This window comes from Sulfitobacter sp. M368, assembly GCF_025141875.1.
GTDB lineage: Bacteria > Pseudomonadota > Alphaproteobacteria > Rhodobacterales > Rhodobacteraceae > Sulfitobacter > Sulfitobacter mediterraneus_A.
On record NZ_CP081113.1, the window covers coordinates 3,047,612 to 3,067,789 of the forward strand.

19 protein-coding genes and 1 tRNA gene are annotated in these 20,178 nt (G+C 57.1%); 10 read left to right on the top strand and 10 right to left on the bottom strand.

Going from position 1 to position 20,178, the window contains the following annotated elements:
- Window positions 1-243: 243 nt before the first annotated feature.
- Window positions 244-1,818, top strand: coding sequence for an MHYT domain-containing protein (locus K3754_RS15140; protein ID WP_259938330.1), 1,575 nt, complete (start codon window positions 244-246; stop codon window positions 1,816-1,818).
- Between the two features lie 20 nt (window positions 1,819-1,838).
- Here the strand turns inward: K3754_RS15140 and K3754_RS15145 are convergent, their stop codons facing one another.
- The 3 genes from K3754_RS15145 to K3754_RS15155 all read right to left on the bottom strand — a co-directional run bounded on the left by K3754_RS15145 (window position 1,839) and on the right by K3754_RS15155 (window position 6,134).
- Window positions 1,839-3,245 (bottom strand): FAD-binding oxidoreductase, encoded by a 1,407-nt coding sequence (locus K3754_RS15145; protein ID WP_259938331.1) that lies wholly within the window; start codon window positions 3,243-3,245, stop codon window positions 1,839-1,841.
- A 13-nt stretch (window positions 3,246-3,258) separates the two neighbouring features.
- Window positions 3,259-5,037 carry a gamma-glutamyltransferase gene (gene ggt, locus K3754_RS15150; protein WP_259938332.1) on the bottom strand — a complete coding sequence of 593 codons (1,779 nt, stop codon included), beginning with the start codon at window positions 5,035-5,037 and terminating at the stop codon, window positions 3,259-3,261.
- Between the two features lie 110 nt (window positions 5,038-5,147).
- Entirely contained in the window at window positions 5,148-6,134 is a 987-nt protein-coding gene (locus K3754_RS15155; protein ID WP_259938333.1) for a D-glycerate dehydrogenase, read from the bottom strand.
- Window positions 6,135-6,264: 130 nt separating this feature from the next.
- On the opposite strand from K3754_RS15155, the gene K3754_RS15160 reads away from it, so the two are divergent.
- Window positions 6,265-6,768 (top strand): SH3 domain-containing protein, encoded by a 504-nt coding sequence (locus tag K3754_RS15160; protein ID WP_409202391.1) that lies wholly within the window; start codon window positions 6,265-6,267, stop codon window positions 6,766-6,768.
- A 41-nt stretch (window positions 6,769-6,809) separates the two neighbouring features.
- Here the strand turns inward: K3754_RS15160 and K3754_RS15165 are convergent, their stop codons facing one another.
- A complete protein-coding gene (locus K3754_RS15165) occupies window positions 6,810-7,718 on the bottom strand; it encodes a haloalkane dehalogenase (protein ID WP_259938334.1) in 909 nt (302 codons plus the stop codon).
- A 58-nt stretch (window positions 7,719-7,776) separates the two neighbouring features.
- Here K3754_RS15165 and K3754_RS15170 point away from each other — a divergent pair, with 58 nt between their 5' ends.
- The 4 genes from K3754_RS15170 (at window position 7,777) to K3754_RS15185 (ending at window position 11,955) form a co-directional block, all read left to right on the top strand.
- Window positions 7,777-8,769 carry an NADPH:quinone reductase gene (locus K3754_RS15170; protein ID WP_259938335.1) on the top strand — a complete coding sequence of 331 codons (993 nt, stop codon included), beginning with the start codon at window positions 7,777-7,779 and terminating at the stop codon, window positions 8,767-8,769.
- Between the two features lie 44 nt (window positions 8,770-8,813).
- A complete protein-coding gene (locus tag K3754_RS15175; RefSeq protein WP_259938336.1) occupies window positions 8,814-10,133 on the top strand; it encodes a mechanosensitive ion channel domain-containing protein in 1,320 nt (439 codons plus the stop codon).
- Window positions 10,134-10,190: 57 nt separating this feature from the next.
- Window positions 10,191-10,265: transfer RNA gene (locus K3754_RS15180), tRNA-Gln, on the top strand.
- A 262-nt stretch (window positions 10,266-10,527) separates the two neighbouring features.
- A complete protein-coding gene (locus K3754_RS15185) occupies window positions 10,528-11,955 on the top strand; it encodes a hypothetical protein (RefSeq protein WP_259938337.1) in 1,428 nt (475 codons plus the stop codon).
- A 104-nt stretch (window positions 11,956-12,059) separates the two neighbouring features.
- Here K3754_RS15185 and K3754_RS15190 read toward each other — a convergent pair whose 3' ends face one another.
- The 5 genes from K3754_RS15190 to K3754_RS15210 form a co-directional block, all read right to left on the bottom strand.
- Window positions 12,060-12,428, bottom strand: a complete 369-nt coding sequence (locus K3754_RS15190) for a hypothetical protein (RefSeq protein WP_259938339.1) — start codon at window positions 12,426-12,428, stop codon at window positions 12,060-12,062.
- 185 nt (window positions 12,429-12,613) lie between these two features.
- Window positions 12,614-12,928, bottom strand: coding sequence for a hypothetical protein (locus tag K3754_RS15195; RefSeq protein ID WP_311201431.1), 315 nt, complete (start codon window positions 12,926-12,928; stop codon window positions 12,614-12,616).
- Between the two features lie 18 nt (window positions 12,929-12,946).
- Window positions 12,947-13,414, bottom strand: a complete 468-nt coding sequence (locus K3754_RS15200) for a hypothetical protein (RefSeq protein ID WP_259938341.1) — start codon at window positions 13,412-13,414, stop codon at window positions 12,947-12,949.
- Window positions 13,402-13,965, bottom strand: a complete 564-nt coding sequence (locus K3754_RS15205; RefSeq protein ID WP_259938342.1) for an exonuclease domain-containing protein — start codon at window positions 13,963-13,965, stop codon at window positions 13,402-13,404. The genes K3754_RS15200 and K3754_RS15205 overlap by 13 nt, the downstream gene beginning before the upstream one ends.
- A gap of 755 nt (window positions 13,966-14,720) precedes the next feature.
- Window positions 14,721-16,433 carry a DUF4214 domain-containing protein gene (locus tag K3754_RS15210; RefSeq protein ID WP_259938343.1) on the bottom strand — a complete coding sequence of 571 codons (1,713 nt, stop codon included), beginning with the start codon at window positions 16,431-16,433 and terminating at the stop codon, window positions 14,721-14,723.
- A 356-nt stretch (window positions 16,434-16,789) separates the two neighbouring features.
- Between K3754_RS15210 and K3754_RS15215 the strand changes: the two genes are divergently transcribed.
- Both K3754_RS15215 and K3754_RS15220 read left to right on the top strand, forming a co-directional pair.
- Entirely contained in the window at window positions 16,790-16,987 is a 198-nt protein-coding gene (locus K3754_RS15215; RefSeq protein ID WP_259938344.1) for a hypothetical protein, read from the top strand.
- Between the two features lie 50 nt (window positions 16,988-17,037).
- Window positions 17,038-18,291, top strand: a complete 1,254-nt coding sequence (locus tag K3754_RS15220; RefSeq protein WP_311201493.1) for a DUF6538 domain-containing protein — start codon at window positions 17,038-17,040, stop codon at window positions 18,289-18,291.
- A 276-nt stretch (window positions 18,292-18,567) separates the two neighbouring features.
- Here K3754_RS15220 and K3754_RS15225 read toward each other — a convergent pair whose 3' ends face one another.
- Entirely contained in the window at window positions 18,568-19,110 is a 543-nt protein-coding gene (locus K3754_RS15225; protein ID WP_259938346.1) for a hypothetical protein, read from the bottom strand.
- 228 nt (window positions 19,111-19,338) lie between these two features.
- Between K3754_RS15225 and K3754_RS15230 the strand changes: the two genes are divergently transcribed.
- Together K3754_RS15230 and K3754_RS15235 are read left to right on the top strand one after the other, a co-directional pair.
- Window positions 19,339-19,761 carry a hypothetical protein gene (locus K3754_RS15230; RefSeq protein WP_259938347.1) on the top strand — a complete coding sequence of 141 codons (423 nt, stop codon included), beginning with the start codon at window positions 19,339-19,341 and terminating at the stop codon, window positions 19,759-19,761.
- A 91-nt stretch (window positions 19,762-19,852) separates the two neighbouring features.
- Window positions 19,853-20,089, top strand: a complete 237-nt coding sequence (locus tag K3754_RS15235) for a hypothetical protein (RefSeq protein WP_259938348.1) — start codon at window positions 19,853-19,855, stop codon at window positions 20,087-20,089.
- Window positions 20,090-20,178: the final 89 nt, after the last annotated feature.

Below are 20,178 nucleotides of genomic sequence, written 5' to 3' on the forward strand. Positions count from 1 at the left end.
GCGGCATGGTGACGTTAAGTGACCTCGATGGGTCAAATTTGACCGATATTGGCGATGGCGGGCAAGACCGTGCAGCGCGATCCTTTTCTGTTTGGGTTGCAGCAGACAGCGGCTCAGAAGATCGCAGCATGTGACCGATATATTTATCATGGCAACAAAATAACGGCAGCAAACCGCCACACTGCGAACACATTGCCCTGCAAATTGGCGCGGCAATCATTGTCGATCCCGGTAGCCCTTTTTATGTTAACTGTCATTTCCTGCATCACCGTCGAACACGATCTCAGCCTGGTCCTCGTGGCCGGACTTCTATGTGCCTTCGGCAGCTGGGTCACATCGCGGCTTTATAAATCTGCGCAGATGCGGCCCAAACACCGCGCGATTTCGTGGCATTTTCTGACGGCCCTGACCGCAGGCGTAACAATCTGGTGCACCCATTTCATTGCGATGCTTGGCTATCGACCCGGTGCGCCCGTGAACTTTGACTACACGTTGACTATCGTATCCCTGATTATCGCAATCGCCGGCAGCACTGTCGGCGTGCTGTTTGCCAGCCTGTCCAAGACGCGCTTCGCCCCTGCTTTTGGCGGTGCGATCCTTGGGCTTGCCATTGCCGGAATGCATTACGCCGGAATGATCGCCTATCGTGTGCAGGGCGTTGTTTATTGGGACAAAAGCTTTCTCGCGATTTCAATTGTGCTTGCGGTGGTTTTTGCGGCAGTGGCCTTATGCCTTGGCAGCAAGAGCACCCGCTGGAGCGAGTTTCAAATGACAGGCGCGTTGACCGTTGGTATCGTCAGCCTGCATTTCACCGGCATGACCGCCTTTCACGTCGAGCCGTTGAACATTTCAGGTGAATTTGTGAACCCCGAAGCCTTCAAGATTTTGGCGCTGGCGATTGCGGGCACGGCTGTTTTGATCGTTGTCGGCGGGTTTCTGAGCTATGCCGTGGAAAGCCGCATTCGCATGGAAAGCATCAAGGAACTGACCGAAGCACGCAACGCCGCCGAAGAGGCCAGCCGTGCCAAATCCGAATTCATGAGCGTTCTGAGCCATGAGCTGCGCACCCCGCTGACCATTGTTTTGGGGTATGCCGGCATCGTGACCAAACTCAAGGACCACCACGAGAAAATTGCCGCCCGAAATGGAACGACGGCTGTGCCCGGACCGAACCCGATCGGTGAACAGGCCGAGCTTTACGGGCAGAAAATCACGGTTGCTGCGGATCACCTTTTGACGCTGATCAACGAGATCCTCGATTACACCAGCATGGAACTGGACGACGCCAAGCTGACCAGAGATATCTTCCCGCTGCCTGCCCTGCTGGATCAGGTCGCCGACCAGTTTGAGAAACTCGCGCAGGACAAGTCCATTGCACTGGACGTGCAGTCCGAACAGATCGACGCCTTTGCGGACCGCGGACGGATTTTGCAGATCTTGATCAACCTGGTGGGCAATGCGGTGAAGTTTTCCAACGGCTCGCAGATTTCGCTGTCTGCGCAAATGTCCAAAACCGGGTTCACCATCGAAGTGCGCGACAACGGCTGCGGCATCCCAGAAGAACATCTGGACCGCATTTTCCAAGCCTTCCAGCAGGTTGAGACCGCTGACACAAGATCCGAAGGCGGCACCGGCCTTGGTCTGGCGATCTGCAAACGGCTGGCCATTGCCCATGGTGGCGATATCAAGGTGCGCAGCTATCTGGGCGCTGGCACGACCTTTACGCTGTCATTGCCTGCCTCGGCCTTGGCCCTGTCAGAGACCCCCGCCGCCGCACCGCAAGGGCGTTCGAATTTTCGTTTGGCACGTGCAGGTTAACGGCAGGATACGCCGACCAGTCACTCTGGCAAAATCTTGCCCGGGTTCATGATGTTGTCCGGGTCAATCGCGGCTTTGATCGCGCCCATGATACCCACGGTGCCTGCACCCAACTCCTTGACCAGATAGGGGCGTTTGCCTTGCCCGATGCCATGTTCACCCGTGCAGGTGCCGTCCATCGAAATGGCAAGTTCGTTCAGCCAGCTCACAAAAACCTCCGCGCGGGCCACTTCATCAGCATCCTCCATGTCGATCATGATGGAGGCGTGAAAGTTGCCATCCCCCGCATGGCCCACAATCGGTGCAAACAGGTTCATCTCCGTCGCCTTGGCTTCTGCCGCCGTGACCGCCTCGGCAAAGCGCGAGATCGGCACGCAGACATCAGTGGCAATGCCCTTGCGGCCCGGACAGGCTTGGATCATCGCCCAATAGGCATCATGACGCGCCTGCCATAGCTTGTTCCGCTCCTCCAAGGTTGCGGTGGCCTCATAGCCGGTGCCGCCTTCCTCTTCGGCCAGCATGCCAAAGGTTTCTGCCTGTTCTGCCACCCCGGCTTGGGATCCGTGAAACTCTAGCAAGAGCAGCGGCGTTTCCGGCAGGGACAGATTGGAATAGGCGTTCACCGCCTTCACAAGCTGCGCATCCATCAATTCGATCCGCGCCACTGGCAGGCCATATTGGATCACCGCCATCACGGTTTTTGAGGCAGCCTCCACACTGGGAAAGGAACAGCGGGCCGCCGAGATCGCTTCGGGTATGCCCTGCAAACGAAGGGTGATTTCCGTGATCATGCCCAGCGTCCCTTCTGAGCCGACCATAAGCCGGGTCAGATCATAACCTGCCGAAGATTTTCGTGCCCGGCTGGCGGTGCGGATCACCGTGCCATCGGGCATCACCGCCTCAAGGCTCAGCACGTTGTCCTTCATCGTGCCATAGCGCACCGCATTGGTGCCCGAGGCCCGCGTCGCCGTCATCCCCCCGATCGAGGCATTGGCGCCAGGATCGATGGGAAAGAACAGCCCCTGATCCCGCAGATAGGTATTGAGCGCCTCGCGGGTCACGCCCGGCTGCACCCGGCAATCAAGATCGCCTGCATTGACCTCAAGCACCTGATTCATCTGGCTGAGATCCACGGAAATGCCGCCCGCGGGTGCATTCACATGCCCCTCCAGTGAGGTGCCTGTGCCATAGGCAATGACCGGCACCTTATGGGCGGCGCAGGCTTTGACAATGTCCGAAACTTCTTGCGTGGATTGGGCGAACACCACCGCATCTGGCATCTGGTTTTCGATCCAGGTGGTGGTATGGCCATGCTGTTCGCGGATCGAATGACCTGTTTGCAACCGCTCGCCAAACTGTTGCTTCAAGATCCCCACGACGGTGGCGATCCCCTCTTCGTTGCGCGGCAAAGCTCTGGCATCTCCCATGGTGTCTCTCCCCTTATTCTCCGTATGCGATGCCTTCGCGGCGCGGATCGGCACCGCCCTGCAGATCATCGCCAATGGCAATCAGATGCAGACCCGAGGTCAGCCCACGCGCGTTCACCTCAAATCCCATCGCTTCGAGCGGGGCGGCAAGCGTTTCGGCCGGTGTGCCCGCCTCCAGATCATAGGTGCCAAAGCGGTTAACGGCATGAGGCACCGTCACCGCTTGCTGCACGTCGAGCCCCCAGTCGATCACCCCGACAATGGCTTGCGCCACATAGCCGATGATGCGGCTTCCGCCCGGGCTGCCCACGGCCAGCACCGGTTTGCCATCTTTGAGCACGATGGTTGGTGCCATGGAAGAGCGGGGCCGCTTGCCGGGCTCCACCCGATTGGCCACCGGCACCCCGTCGCGGTGCGAACGGAAGGAAAAATCTGTCAACTCATTGTTGAGCAGAAAACCACCCGCCATGACGCGTGATCCAAAACCGTTTTCGATGGTCGTGGTCAGGCTGGCCACATTGCCATAGCTGTCAACAATCGACACATGGCTGGTCGACGGCAGCTCAATCGCCGCGTCATCGGCCCAGTTCAGTGCATGATCAAATTCCGGATTGCCCGGTGCAACCTCGGTCAAGGCCGCATCCCCATCCAGCAATTTCGCCCGCTCCGCCAGATAGCCTGGCTCCAGCAACCCCTGTACCGGCACGGGCACATAATCGCTGTCCGCGAGATACCGGCCGCGGTCTGCAAAGGCCAAACGCCCCGCATCCCCCATCAGGCGGCGCACCTCTGGGTCAAGCGGTCCGGCACTCAGGTCGGAACCTTGGAGCAGCCCAAGGATCTGTCCAACCGCCACAGCGCCCGAGGAGGGCGGCCCCATGCCGCAGACCTCATGGCCGCGATAGGGCGCGCAAACGGCGGCGCGTTCCTTGACCTGATAGATCGCCAGATCCGTCTCGGACAGTACACCCGGATTGCCCTCTGCGCCCTGAACAGCCGCCACGATCTGCCGCCCGATGGCACCGCCATAAAACGCGCCCGCGCCCTCCTTGGCAAATGTGGCAAGTGTCTGCGCATAGGCCGGATTGCGCAGGGTGGCTCCCACTTCAATCGGCGCCCCCTCCGGAAGAAAATAGGCTGCGGTGTCAGGCGAAGTTGCCAAACGCATGGCATCTCCGGCTACCAGCTTGGCCAATCGCGGCGAGACCGCAAAGCCGTCCTGCGCCACTTGTTGTGCCGGGGCCAGCAAAGACGCCCAGTCGCGATTGCCCCAGCGGGCATGTACGTCCGCCATCAGCGCCGGCGTGCCGGGCGTGCCGACAGACCGCCCGCCCACAACCGCATCAAAAAACTTCAGCGGCGCGCCGTCCTGATCCTGAAACAACTGCGGCGTTGCCGCCAATGGCGCGGTTTCCCGGCCATCCAATGTTGTCACCGCGCCCGACTTGGCATCATACCAAACCAGAAAGGCGCCGCCGCCCAGACCAGAGCTTTGCGGCTCAACCAAACCCAACATGGCCTGCACAGCCACCAGGGCATCTGCCGCCGTGCCGCCCGCCGCGAGCACATCTGCACCGGCCTGCACCGCATGGGGATTGGCCGCCGCGACCATCCAATTGTCCGCCACCACGGGCCGCCCCTGCGCCTTGGCCTCGGCGGATGCTGCCAGTCCCGCGGGAAGATCTGCAAAGACCCCCGCCCCTGACGCCTCAGGCGCGACGCTGTCAGCCACCTGCTGCGCGGTCGCAGCTGATCCAAGACACAAGGCAAGTCCGACCAAAGCAAATCTCATGACATCACTCCTTTGCCCTTTTTGGCTCAAAAATACTCTGGGGGAGTTTGAGGGGGCAAAGCCCCTTCATCCCTTCATAAATCGAATGCGGGCTTGCCCGCGCCGCCGCCCTACAACATCGAAGGGACAACCTGATCCGGCGGGCGGTGACCGTCATCAAAGGTCTTGATGTTGATGATCACTTTCTCGCCCATCTCCATCCGGCCTTCGACAGTGGCCGATCCCATATGCGGCAGCAGCACGACATTCTCCAACTCGCGCAAGCGCGGATTGACTTGCGTGCCGTGTTCATAAACGTCCAGCCCCGCGCCCTTGATCTCGCCCGCGCGCAGCATCCGGGTGAGGGCGTTTTCGTCGATCACCTCTCCGCGCGAGGTGTTTACGATCACCGCATCGGGTTTCATCAGCTTCAAGCGCCGCGCGTTCATCAGGTGGAAGGTGCTGGGGGTGTGCGGGCAATTGATGCTGATCACATCCATCCGCGCCACCATCTGGTCCAGACTTTCCCAATAGGTTGCGTCCAGATCCGCTTCGATCTGCTCATGCAGGCGGCGTCGGTTGTGATAATGCACCTGCATGCCAAAGGCCGCCGCGCGGCGTGCCACGGCCTGTCCAATCCGGCCCATGCCCAGAATGCCAAGCCGCCGGCCGCTGACGCGCCCGCCCAGCAGGGCGGTGGGTGCCCAACCGGACCATGTGCCTTTCTGCATCTGCGCCATGCCCTCGGACATGCGGCGCGTCACCGACAGGATCAGGGCCATGGTCATATCAGCGGTATCATCGGTCAGAACGCCCGGTGTGTTGCTGACCAGCACGCCGCGTTGACGGGCAGTGGCCACATCAATGTGGTCCACTCCGGCCCCGTAATTGGCAATCAGTTTGAGCTGTTCGCCCGCCTGACCGATCATGGCCGCGTCAATCTCGTCTGTGACAGTCGGCACCAGAACATCGGCAGTTTTCACCGCTTCGATCAGTTCACTTCGGGTCATTGGCGTGTCGTCTTCGCGCAGCCGCACGTCAAAAAGTTCGGACAGCCGTGTTTCCACGGCATCTGGCAACCGTCGCGTGACTACAACACTCAACCGTTTCTTTGCCATGCTTATCTCCCCGGCCTTGGCCTCAGTCTATTTGAAAGGCATGGTGTCTCATGCAGCGACGAGGCACAAGAACCCCGCGCCGCAAAAGAGCAAACAAATCAGTATGACAGTGCAGGCAGCACCCATGATCATGACAAAGTTGCAAAGCGCCGTTCTGGCGCTGGCCCTTGTGGCATTCGCCCCGCATGGACCGGTACAGGCAGGGGAAACCGGATCAGTGACCCATCTGCCGCTCCCGCGGTTCGTGTCAATGAAAGCTTCGGAAGGCAATGTGCGGCGCGGCCCGTCCCTGTCGCATCGGATCGACTGGGTTTTCAAGCGCCGCGATATGCCGCTGCGCATTACCGCAGAGCATGGTCATTGGCGCCGCGTCGAAGACCGTGACGGCATGGGCGGCTGGGTGCATTATTCGCTGCTTTCGGGCACACGCACGGTTCTGGTTGAGCAAGACATGTTGCCGCTGCATGTGCGCCCTGACCCCAATGCACCGGTGACGGCGGCTTTGGAAATTGGTGTTGTGGCACGGCTTGGCGATTGCAGCACCGAATGGTGCGAGTTGCGATCAGGCGGCTACAAGGGCTGGGCGCCCAAGGCGCGGGTCTGGGGCGTGGCCGCCCATGAGATCCGCGAATAAGATATCCGATTTCAAAGACTTGACGAAAGCACCACCGCCGCTCAACGGGTCTTTTCAACAAAGGCGTTGATCCGCCGCGCCAGTTCGGGGCCGACGTCCTCTTGCAGGAAATGACCTGCGTCCGGCAAGATCACATGGTCCTGCCCCGCCGCGCCGGTCATCCGGGTTTGAAAGATCTTTTCTACCCCTGCCATGATTTTGTCGTCCGCGCCAAAAGTGGTCAGGACCGGCAGGGTCAATCCCGAAAGCACCTTCCACGCCGCGCGGTTTGCCGGGGCTGCGGGATCATCCAGTGTGCTGGGCACCAGTGCCGGAAACTTGCGCGCGCCCGCTTGATACCGATCATCGGGGAATGGCGCGTTGTAAGCGGCAACCTCGGCCTCGGTCAGCTTGGACGTGGTGCCGCCATAGACGATCCGGCCTGCGTTGAACTCCGGCACGCTCAGCGCGTAGTCCCGCCAGCTTTCAAACGCCTTGCTCATCGGTTGATCACCTGTGGGCAGCGCGGTGTTGCCGACAACGATGCGGGCAAAACGATCCGGCATCGCGGCAACAAGCCGCAGGCCGATCAGCCCGCCCCAGTCCTGCGCAAAGAGCGTGATCTCCTGCAAGTCCAGCTGCTGCACAACGGACATCATCCAATCGACGTGCCGCTGGTAGGTATAATCTTTCAATTCGGTGGGCTTGTCCGACCGGCCAAAGCCGATCAAATCCGGCGCAATCACCCTGTGCCCGGCATCCACCAAAGGCGGGATCATGTGGCGATAAAGATAGCTCCACGCCGGCTCCCCGTGCATCAACAGCACAGGCGCGGCACCGCGCGACCCTTCATCAAGGTAATGCACCCGCAATTGGCCGCCTTCGGTGTCATCCACCTCCAGATAGTTGGGGGAAAAGGCATAATCGCTCAGCCCGTCAAAATGGGCATCATCGGTCCGAAGGAATTGCATGGGTCTCTCCTTTGCATCAGGGTAGTCCGCGACACATCTCCCATTCAAGGACCAAACCATGAAAGCCATCACCTATGACCGCTTCGGAAGCGCCGCAGACGTCTTGAAGCCCGCCGAGGTGGTCTGCCCCGATCCGGCGGCGGGGGAGGTCATGGTCAAACTGTTCTATTCCGGCGTGAACCCCTCCGATGTCAAATCCCGCGCGGGCGGGCGGCCCGGTGTGACCAAACCTGCCTTTGATCAGATCATCCCGCACAGTGACGGAGCAGGCGAAGTGATCGCCGTGGGCGCAGGCGTGGATGCGGCCCGCATCGGGCAAAGGGTGTGGATCTGGAACGGCCAGTGGCAACGCCCCTTTGGCACCGCGGCCAGCCACATTACCCTGCCCGCGCAGCAAGCTGTACCTCTGCCCGACGCGGTGAGTTTTGAAACCGGCGCCAGTCTTGGCATTCCAGGGCTGACGGCGTGCCATGCCGTCTTTGGTGGCGGAGATGTTGCCGGTGAGACTGTTTTGGTTCAGGGCGGTGCAGGCACCGTTGGTCTGCTCGCCGTGCAACTGGCCAAATGGGGCGGTGCAAGGGTGATCGCGACCTGCAGCCCCAAAGATATGGATACGGTCCGGGCGGCTGGCGCAGACCATCTGATCGACTACCGCGCCGATGATCTGCCTGCACAGGTTTTGGCGGCCAATGATGGCGCTTTTGTCGAAACCATTGTCGAAGTGGAGTTTGGCATCAACATCGCCATGGACACCGAGGTGATCGCGCCAAATGGCCGGATCGCCGCCTATGGCGCGGCCAAGGAGCTGTCACCAACGCTGCCGTTCTATCCGCTGCTGTTTAAGGCCGTGACCATCGATATCATTCTTATCTATCTGCTGCCCCCGGCCGAGCGGGACCAGACCATCACGCGGCTGCACAACGCGTTGGCCGAAGGTGCATTGGATTGTCCGGTTGCCAAGATCTATCCGCTTGCCGAAACCGCCCGCGCCCATGAGGCGGTGGAAGCCGCCGTGCGGTCCGGGGCGATCCTGATTGATTGTCAAAGCTAGGGCCGCAACCTAAGATCGGGGCGAATTTTACCACGGAATTTGTTATGCGTCTTTTTGCCCTGATCTTGTGCCTGTTCTTGCCTTTTGCCGCCCTCGCGCAAAGCGTGGATCAACCCAATGGCACCATCGCCATCGAAGACAACGCCAGCGCCGATGCCGCCATTGCCACCCGAATTCGCGATATTCTTGGGGAATTGGAGGGCTATGAAGACATCAGCGTCACGGTATCCTCCGGCATTGTCACCCTGCGCGGCACCACGCTGGATACGGCAACCGCAGTCCGCCTGACCGAGCTGGTTGGTCGGGTTGAGGGGGTGGTCGCGATCGAGAACGAGGTGTTCGAGACCACGGATGTGGCCCGCCGCCTGAACCCCGCGGTGGACCGGTTCAAGGCCCGCGCCACGCAATTGGTGGCCTTCCTGCCGCTGGCGCTGATTGCGCTCGGCGTATTCGTCCTGATTGTTTTTGCCGGGTTCTTCATCGCCCGGATGCGGCAACCCTGGGATCGCTTGTCGCCCAACGCCTTTATCGCCGACATCTACCGCCAGATCCTGCGCCTGCTGTTTGTGATCGGCGGCCTGGTTGTGGCGCTGGATATCGTGGGCGCAACGGCACTGCTGTCAGGCATTCTGGGTGCGGCCGGGATTGTCGGCCTCGCCATCGGTTTTGCCGTGCGCGACACGGTGGAGAATTTCATCGCCTCGATCATGCTGTCGATCCGCCAGCCGTTTCGCCCCAATGACACGGTCGAGATCAACGGCGACACCGGCAAGGTGATCCGCCTGACCAGCCGCGCCACCATTTTGCTCAGCTTTGATGGCAATCACATTCGCATCCCCAATGCGACCGTTTTCAAAAGCCGCATCGTGAACTTTTCGCGCAATGCAGAGCGGCGGTTTACATTTGCGCTGTCTGTGGCCTCGGACACCGATCTGGATGCTGCACGGCAATTGGCGTTGCAGACTCTGAACAATCTGCCCTTCGTACTGGACAGCCCTGAGGTGTCGGTTTGGGTTGAATCGGTGGATGATTTCTGGATCACGCTGATGATGGCGGCATGGATTGATCAGAATGAGACCAGCATCGTTCTGGCGCGCAGCGAGGCGATCCGCCTGACCCAGGCGGCCTTGGACGGGGCAGGAATGGCAGCACCTGTGCCGGGCTACCGCATCGAAAACCTGCCTGCAGTCCTGCAAGCGCCGGCGCCCGCCCCCGAGGAACCAAAAGAAAGCCGCCCCCCTGCCCCAGCACCGGTTCAGGATGTGGAGGCAACAGCCGATAAAGAGCTTGAGAAAATCGTCGATCAGGAGCGCGCAGAACTGGCGCGCCGCGATCTTCTGAATATGAATGCGTCCGAGGAGTAATTTTTTGCGAAAACAGGCTTGCACCCAGCGCCCAGTCCCCTTAATTAGCCCCTCAGTTGGGATGTAGCCAAGTGGTAAGGCAACTGTTTTTGGTACAGTGTACCGTAGGTTCGAATCCTACCATCCCAGCCACTTCCAGATAGATCAAAGAACACAACACCCGTCGCACCCGCAGGTACGAAAAGGCCCCAGTTTCTGCCCCAGTTTGCTGCGCTGGGTACGTGGCTGCTGGAGAGGTGCTGGAAGAAGGGGATTGGGTAGTAAAGAACTGGTGGTGGTGGGGCTGTTCTAGGGTCTTGGAATAGGTATAAGTAATGAACAGAGAACGGGTGGAGGGGGGGGGAGCCGCTCAGTCTTCCCATCCTTACCACCAAGTCCCCCCAAAGAGAACCTAATGGCAGACATAGAAGACCCCTGGAACTCCCGCCCCATAGACGTCCATCGGTGGTCAGATCATCCAGAGGTCGCCGAACTGACCGATACGGTCTGGGATGAGTACGTCAAGATCGTTCAGCGGTCGGGTCCGAAGCCCAAGACTGCTTTCCGCCATCAGTTGAGGGTTCTGCTGCTCGACCTCTATGTGGCTTGGCTGCGCGACCCGACCCTCTGCATCGGGGTTTCCCAATCGTCGAACTACTGGGATACGTCTTCAAGATATAACGCCATTCACATCTCCAAGAAAATAATACCAATCATAAAGGCACTCCATGAGAACGGGCTGCTGGACCTCGCCAAAGGCAGCTATAGTGGCCCCGGCGTTCGAGGTAACCGAACGACCCGCATCAGGGCGTCCGAACGGCTTCAGGCGATGTTTGCTGAGGCGAAGTTCGAGCGGGACGATGTGACCCGCGTGCCAAACGAAGAAGTCATCGTGCTGCGGAGCGAAGATGACGGGTTGGTCGACTATGAAGACACCGACGAGACCAATGAGATGCGCGAGCAAGTTCGACGGTATAACGATGTCATCGCCGGAGCTTTCATTGATATTCCGGTCCTTGATGAGCCAGTGATCGATGATCAGTCGACGGACCATCATCATTGCCGAACTCGCCGTATCTTCAGCCGGTCAGAGTGGTCAGAGAACGGGCGGTTTCATGGCGGGTGGTGGCAGCAGGTCAACAGCGACTGGCGGTCCAAGATATTCATCAACGATACGCCAACTGTGGAGGTCGACTTCCGGGGGCTGCACGTCGCTATTCTGTCAGCGGAACATGGGGTCGAGCTTGACGGTGATCCCTACGACTTGCCCGACCGGATTATCAGGGCTGGCCCACCGGAACTTCAGCGGGCACTCGTCAAACGGTTATTGCTAACTGCGATTAACGCCAGCTCACGGGATGCTGCTTACCGCGCCTTCAGAGATGGTTTCCCAAAGGATAATTTGGGCAAGATGCTCACCAACGAACAACTGGACAATCTGGTCGCCGCTTTCATCAAGAAATCCCCGCATCTTGAAGACAGCTTGTTCAGCGATCAGGGCATCAGGCTGATGAACGTCGACAGCCAGATCACTGCAATTATCCATCAAGAGTTCACGACCCAAGCGATACCGGTTGTTTCTGTCCATGACAGCTACATCGTCGACTACACGCGTGTTGACCATCTGAAGGAGGTCATGGCCGCTGCGTCTGAGCAGGTGGTCGGGAAGGCTCTTCCGACAGCCAACGAGTCATTTGGATTGGACGAGTACGAGGACGCACCACATGAGGTGGTTCTTGATTACATCAACTGGAGGCAGACCGCTCGGTCAGAGGGCTATTTGAAGCGGCTCGCGAGGCATGAGAAGCGAACGGGGACAGTAGTGCAGCCTTATGATCGATGAGATCGGCGTCAATGGCAGCTTGGAGCCCATCCTCGCGATTTGATGCACCGCGGCGAATGTCGAAGATCGTAGGTTTGCGTCACATCACCAGTTCCTCGGGCGGGCTATTCCTCCCAAAGAGGCGCACATGTTCCGTTACGGTTAGAGAACCGACGAACTTGACCAACATTTAGCTTTATTATGCCATAAGACCGAGGGACTTTCGCGTCTATCTCAATGAATTCTGGTGCTTCCAAGCCTTCTTGTTTTTCAATCTCAGGCAGCACCTTTGGCGCGATTTGTTCGCAAATTTCCTGAGCCAGCTCGCTCATGTCATCTGCTGCAACCCATTCAGATATATCGACTTTTATGCCGAGACCCGGCACCTCGTCCTCAAGAATGTAAGTAATATCTGTCACGTTGACTTGAGGCGCTTGTCCAAAAGCAAGTGAAGGCGCCAGCACCACCAGAAAAACAGCAAACCCACGCATCACGTACTGGCATCCTTTAAGAAAATCTGACTACAGCTTTTGCAGAGGTTGAGATTTCCAACCAGTAGCGTATCTCTGTTTCAATGTCTAATTTTCGCACGTGGTCGTCAATTGGCTGACTTGCCAAAACTCACCTTGTATTAAGTTTGTAGGAACGGCAGCATTGTCCGCATAGCCGCCTTCGATCGTCAGCCCCTAAGCCGGTTATAGAAGGCCACCAGCGCCGCGATGGAACCTTCGTCCAGCAGTTCCTGTTGGCGCACCTGAGCCAACCCTTCATCGACCTTAGCGAACGTCGTCCACGGTGCGTCTTCAGCGTTCCAGCGCTCAAGCACTGTCAGCCTCATAGTGTTTCTTTCTTGTTCGCTCAGTTGATCTGGTTGGTTGGCAAACACGATCCGGCGACCAAGTTGCTGGAATCGGACGTCTTCAAAGCTTCTCAGCAACTCATGGCGTCGCCCCCAGTCAGCGCCCTGGAACTCTCGCAGAAGCTTCGTATCCACAGCGGAAGGGAAGCCAGCTTAGATCAGTTTCTCAACATGTTCAGGTTGCTCTCGGTCGGCAAACCGTCCCGCCAGAGCAGCGCCAACCCTGTCATGAAGTTCGGACATGTCGGCTAGCGCGGTCGCTCGAGCAGCGATGTCTTCTGTCACCGTAGGGTTGGCAAACAAAGACGGATACTTGTTGACCGTGACGGTCCGGATCAGCTTCGGCGTCGCCTCCACTGCACTAGCGATTACGTCATCGCCAGCGTCGACCAACTCACGAGGATCGACAGCCTCAAGATCAAGAAAGCCAACCTGATTTGGGTTCTGCGGGTTACGACCAGCGAAGGCACCGATGTAGCTAGCCGGTTCACCGCCCCCAAACCGTTCAACCATTCGAAGTGGCTGACCGGTCTCAAGCAATTCACTGTTTTGTTGTTTTGACCGGTTTCTGAGCGCCTCGGCCCAGACGTCCGGAGCACCCTTCCTGATCAGTTCAGCCACGTGAATCGTCGCCTCGACGTCTCCCAGGGCGTCGTGGGCGTCGTGGTTGGTAAATCCGTTGGCAGGAGCCAGTTGGTCCAGCTTATAGGAGATCTGACCTTTTCATCCATGGGCCATTCAAGAAAGTCTGGTTGCAGCACACGTACCGCATAGATCAACTTCATCAGATCCACGCGATCGTTGCCGTCCAGCTGGGTCCGATAGATCGAGGGATGCAGGTTTTGATAGAAGGCTTGTCGAAGAACCTCCTCGTCAAAGTGAATAGTGTTATAGCCGATCCAAGTCGCAGGCCCCCAGCGATCGATCAGATCCGACAGTTGCTGAGTGAACTCGAACAGAGACGGCAGTTGATCGTCAATCAGAACGTCAGGCGTAACTCCGGTAATCGCAAGCGCCATTGGCGATGGAAGCACGAGAGGGCTCAATCGGCAGCGGAGGTTGACCCGTTCGACCTCGTCAAGATCGTCGTCAGTCAGGATCGCAGCGAACTGCAGCGGTTGGTCAAAGGCTGGTTCCGTCCCAGTGGTCTCAAAGTCATAGAAAACAAACATGCTGGCCTCCTGACCACCGATGGACGTCTATGGGGCGTGAGTTCCAGGGATCTTCTATGTCTGCCATTAGGTTCTCTTTGGGGGGGACTGGGTGGTAAGGATGGGAAGACTGAGCGGCTCCCTCCCCCCGTTCTCTGTTCATTACTTATACCTATTCCAAGCCCCTAGAACAGCCCCACCACCACCAGTTCTTTTTTACCCAATCCCCTTCTTCCAGCACCTCTCCAGCAGCCACGTACCCAGCGCAGCTAACTGGGGCCGAAACTGGGGCCTTTTAGCCACCACAGGCAACCAAGCTGTTTAGCTCTTTGATGTCTCTGGAAGTGGCTGGGATGGTAGGAAACCTTGACGTGGCTTGATTGCTATAGGTTTTTCCCGCTGGTCGTCCGATCTGGGGCCGAAACTGGGGCGGTTTGGGTCTCATCTGTTGACGGGCGTAGCGGTGGTGGCGGGTGCCACGGGGGTGATCTATTGGCTCTAGACTGCTGCGCCCAGCTCGCTTGAGTTCAGTCAACGATCCGTCATTGATGCCGAAGGTCTTCCAACGCTCTGACGAACTGGCGCTCTCTGGTCAACTGGAGCACTGGTCGGAACCCCATCCAACGCGACGACCGGGTTGTTCTTAAGGCACTCTGGCGGTCTCTGCGGTGGTTGGCTCATGGTGCTGGAGGGCGGCGGAGAAGACGTGTGCAGGGAAATAAGCAAAGCCAGATGCGAAACCCTGTAACCATGCTCCTTTTCATTTGGTCAATTGTTTAGACCATAAAGGGATCATCAATCACGCCAACCAGGCTCACAAGAAATTCACCATCGTCTGGACCAAGAGCATCAGCATAGAAACCGTCTATTGAGGATTTCGCAGCAGCGATGCTCTCTGAAGACCCGTCGAATAGATCCATAGCTGAGCGAGCATTTTCCACGTTGCTCATCCCCTTGACGACAGAAAAATACGCACCCAGATCGCTCTTAGCTTCCAGATACAGAAGATCCGCGGCACGTTGACTGCTGATCTCGTCAGTATCGCTTGGCTGATCTCCGGCTTGCGCACCTCGGATGATCTCTAACACAAGTACATCTCGTGTGAATATCCCGCTATCCAGATGGGTGCTCCAAAATGCCACCCCCTCTGGTTCTGGACTGCGGTTGAGGACATTCTGGTAAACTGCAGTGATGAAAGTCTCGCTGGGGCTGGTAAATGGATAAAGCGCTTGCGCCTCCGCAGACGATGCAAAATGCGAGGTGATCGTTTCCAGCGACATGCCTTCTGCCAGATAGTGTCCCCAGAAGTACAGCCCAAGTGCATCCGGTGCGCGATCAAAGAATGCAATGTAGATTTCTATCAGATCATGGATTTGATCTTCCTGAAGACGATTAGCTGAGAATATTGTGGCGAGATCTATCGTCTGATCTGCAAACTCAAGGCGATCAACCAATCGGAGTTCATCTATACCATCCCTATCAGCCTCGCGGTCAATAACTTGAAGGCTATCCACCGAATATCTGTACCCATGCGGAGCTGAGAACTCTGGATTGGCTTCTGAAAATGCGCGCAAGTAGCTTTCGACTGAGGTTGAGTTATCAATTACCCGCTGCAAATTTGAAGCAATAATCCCTTCCGCGAATGGCTCTACAATCAGCGAATATTGCGAACTTTCTCCTGCATAAACAGCGGTATCTACCTGCGTATGCAAGCCTTCACGAAATTCAGAAATCACACCTTCGATCTTATCGTTCCCGGCACCTCCAATGTACCGATCGTCGCCACCAAAGCCGATCAACCGATCATCCCCGCCATTCCCGATCAAGGTGTTGTCGCCAAAGGCACCGGTGATCGTGTCATTTCCGATGCCACCGTCAATATTCGCTGTGAGTTTTGCGGCAATGTCTAGGTATTCCTCAACGCTAAAGTCAAGGCGGCGATCGTGAATATCGCTGATGTCCTCACCATGCCCCGCGATTTCCAATTGATAGTTTATTGGATCAAGATCTTGCGCGATCTCATCATCGCCCGCGCCTCCTTGTACTACGATTGTGCTGCCAACTTTAGAGAAGTTGTTTAAGTCGATTAAATCGTCCCCTAAGAAAACGTCCTCGGGCAAGGCGGATAGCCAAGGCTGGTCAAAATGTGCTGTCTCGTCCAACCACCGAGCAACGTCCGCAAAGTCGAGTTCGTGTTCAAGCACATAAAGGGTCACATCATAGAACTCTTCGCCTTCGTAAATGAGAGGGTTGTCTTGCTTGTAGAAAGTGGTGATCCCGTTGATTGTCCCCGAGATCGTCCCGGCCTCATCCTGCTGAAAACTGCCAGAATATTCCGTCCATGTCTCAGAGGCGCCTTGCGCCTTATAAGTAAGCCGGCTCTCACTAAACTCTTTTGAAAAAGTCCAAGAGTCGGCAGTTGGACCATCGGGCAAGTCGACGAATGGGACAACAACAACTGCATCCCCATAAAAAATATAAATCGCCATCTGTTAAATACCTCATTCTATACAGCAATTTGTTAACCCAGTGAAAAGAGGTGCGCAAGCTCAACCTCAGGTGGGTTTTTCAAGACTTCTCCTGGGTTGAGCAGTTTGCGCGTGCTGGACTGGCGTCTATGCATGATCCCGCTAAACCGAGGAACCTCCTGTATCTAAATAAAGAAACTCAAACAGGAGCTTAGACATGAAGACGTTAGCCACCCTCGGTCGCATGACCGGGGGTTTTTTATTGAACCCACCACCCCGTGCCGCAGTGACGACGTTGCTCTGGGTCGGATCACGATCACATCCCGCCGTCACGGTCCTAGTTGCCCTCGCGATGTTGGCGGCTTGGAGGCGGCCCAATGGATAATCTTAGAGAAGGCGACGTGGTCGTCATCAGAGCCTTCGATGACTGGCCTGAACATCTATTCGAAGTCGATGAGACCTTTGACGACTGCGTGAGAGGTTACTCGATCACCGGCCCGCTGGCCGGGGTCTACGGCGAACCGGGCTTCGAGTTGATCAAGTCCGTCGCATATCGGGCCGTTCGGTCCGCCTAAACCAACCCAACAATCCCAAACATGAAAGGAGCCGACCTATTTCTGCTTCCATTAAGTATGCCTATCTCAAGGGCCATACGTGGCTGTACCGTCGCCACTACCCACGAGACGTCACCGTCGTAACCGAGGTCGCTGCATTGAAGCAATCTCTGAAGACCGGAGACCCGACGACCGCCCGCGTTCGTGCCGCCGAACTGAACGCATCCTTCGAGGCGCAGGTCCAGGCCGTCAGAACTGGCGCAGAGAGAGCCGCCAGCCTGCCTGAATGGGTTGACCGTCCAGCAGCAGCCCTTGGCCACCTACGGGCCACTCTGGAGGCCTCTGGAGGTGTGTCCTTCCAAGCGAAGACCGTCGCACCCGTAGCAACCGTTGCCGACTTGGGCCGGGCGTATCTCGATCGCCGGAGCAACGAGCTGCGCCCCAGTGGGTTTAAGAGCGTCCGGTATTCCGTTGGGCTGTTCCTGTCGAAGTATGGGCGGTTGCCGGTCACCGCTCTGGACCGTGATGTTGGCCGGGAGTTCCTTGGTGCAATCGCTCAGCTATCGCCGGTCATCGGACGATCCCAGAACACCCGTGGTCTGACGCTGGATCAACTCGTTCAGTTCTCGTCTGATGGGCCTCACCGCATCACGGCGCGGACACAGCGGCGCATCTGGTCTCAGGTGAACCATTGGGTCGACTGGGTCGTCTATGAAGGCCACCTAGAAGCCAACCCGTTCCGGTCTGTTCGGTTCGATCCCAAGGTGCGACCAGCGCCCTATGCCGTCCCGACGGACGTTGAAGTCCGGCGGCTGTTGGGTCACGACGATCCGGTGCTGCGTCCGGTTCTGCTGACCTGTCTGTTGACAGGAATGCGGGACGGCGAGGCGGTTGGCTTGCTGCGGGAAGATCTGGTCACCAAGGGCAATCTTGGTCGCTTCGTTCACGTCAGACCAAACGAGCTTCGTCTGTTGAAGACTGATGCTGCGGAAAGACTCGTGCCGCTGCATCCTGATCTGGACGCGGTGTTCGAGCGACTGCCATCTTCGGGGCCTCTGTTCCCCGACTTGACGGTGAACGCCGTGACGAAGCGGTTCTCGCGGGTGCGGGACTGGTTGGTTCTGGAAGGCCTGGTGTTTCACTCAACGCGCAAGTGGTTCATCACGCAGTGCGAGCGCACGGGCGTGCCTGAGCACTGGACGGCATCGCTGGTTGGTCATCAGTCGGCGCGGTCGGAGAACGGCATAACCTACGGGATCTACAGTGCCGGTATCTCAGACGAGCAGAAGCGCGGCATCGTTGATCAGATCCGGCTTCCGGCATGACCGTTCCTCCGGACATCGAGGCGTTCGAGGAGCGGGCTGCCATTGCTGAGTTCGATGGTGGCCTGACCCGTGCTGACGCTGAGGACGTCGCTGCGCAAGCTCAGGGGTTCGCCAACTCTGACGGGTACTGGCAGTGGCTAGCGGTCTACGTGGTTAACAGACGATATCCATAAGACTATCCCTCGGCTGGCTTGTGCTGGACGGGGGAACCACTTTTCTTTTTTATCTGGAGGGCGGGTTTGCGAAGGAAGCGGTCTGCCTTGGCGGAACTGCCAATCACCAGTTTTTATGGTCAGCTAAGGCCCGAGATACTTCTGTTTGCAGCCATTCCTCGACTGTTTCATATTCCCGAACAGCCAATTTACTGCCGTCCACTATCCTTATCCGGCCCATGCGATCCAATGTGTGATGATGTCTGACAACCTCCTCACCACTAGTGGCTTCCTGGCTTCCCCCAACGATCAGAAGGTCAGGATCAATATGTGATGGCCTATCATAAAGGTTTGCGTTCTGAAGATCATAAGGCTGATACACAAGCCGGTCACTAATCCGCTCAAAGGAATTGCCGTAGATGAAAAACTTCGAGGCTCCGATGTTGCAGCCATTGCAAAGTGAATAGATTTTTCGAGTCGCCTCTGATTGTGCGGGCAACGCAAACTTAACCACCTCACTCAAGAAGTGACCTTCGAGTGGAGCGTTTATCTTTATCTCATAAGCGAAGGGTGCAACATCAACACGCTTTCGCGCTTGAAAACCGCTTACGCTGGCTTCCAAATCAGGCCACTGATCCAGATCTAAAAGCTCTCTGATTTGGTACATAGTCTCTGATGTCCTTGGAAGTTCCACAGTCTCTGAACCCCATATGACCTTTGTTCTAGACATTCCACCAACTGTGACACTTTGGCTCAAACCAATCAGCCGATGGTATCAGTCCGGATCACCCAGCGATTAGCTGCCTCAGAGGTGGGCTTCCAGAACGTAGTTGCCGTTCCCAAACTCCTGTGGTCTGACGATGATGCCGAGAATAGATGAGACGGACTGAATGCAATGCAAACTTCTACCGTGCAACCCCGTGAAACCCTTCCGCGAATAGGCATCGTTGAAAATCCCGCCATATTCAGCGACGGAGATGATGTCCTAATCTGCTATGAAATTGCGCCCGTCGATGGGGGCGGAAACGTGATCCTTGAATTCGAAGGTGTTTTCCACTTCGAACAGAATTCCATGAATATCCGTGACTTAGGAAAGCACCAATATCCAATTGAAGCATGGAACATCAGTGAAATTCTTGGCAGCGATAGAACAGAACGCTGGAGGGCTTCAAAGTCACGCTTTTGGATGATCGCATTTAATGACGTCACCGTTGAAATTGTGTTCCAAACGATCCGCATTGTGCTTGAAAGCCGTCGCAAGGAACGCCCATGTGAAGCGTTGAAGGCATTTCTCCGAGCGAGCGGTCCACCCCGGTGAGGGCGGGCTTGGGTCATAGCCGTCTTCTGATAGTTTCGGTCGGCCTTGCCAACTGGTAGGGTGGGGCACGACAAAAAGGAGGGAAGAAGAGGTGAGTATCGACTACCATCAAGAAATCGAGAGGATCAACGATTTGCCTGATGCATTGCGACTTTTGGAGCAGGGTCCGGATTTAAGTCAAGATACTCATAGTGAATACCCTGAGGCCGCACAGTATTTGTCCGCGATCTCCGGATATCTTGTCGATTATGCCAGAGAACATGACTTATCTAGTTCAGAGCTGCGGCATATATGTGGGGTAGTCTTAGGAGCCCTTTTTTATGAATAAGTGGAAATACAGGCTTTGAAGAACTTGCATGGCTCCTAGTTTCATTTCTGGCCTCTCTAAATGTCGGCTGTGCGGACATTCTGCTATTC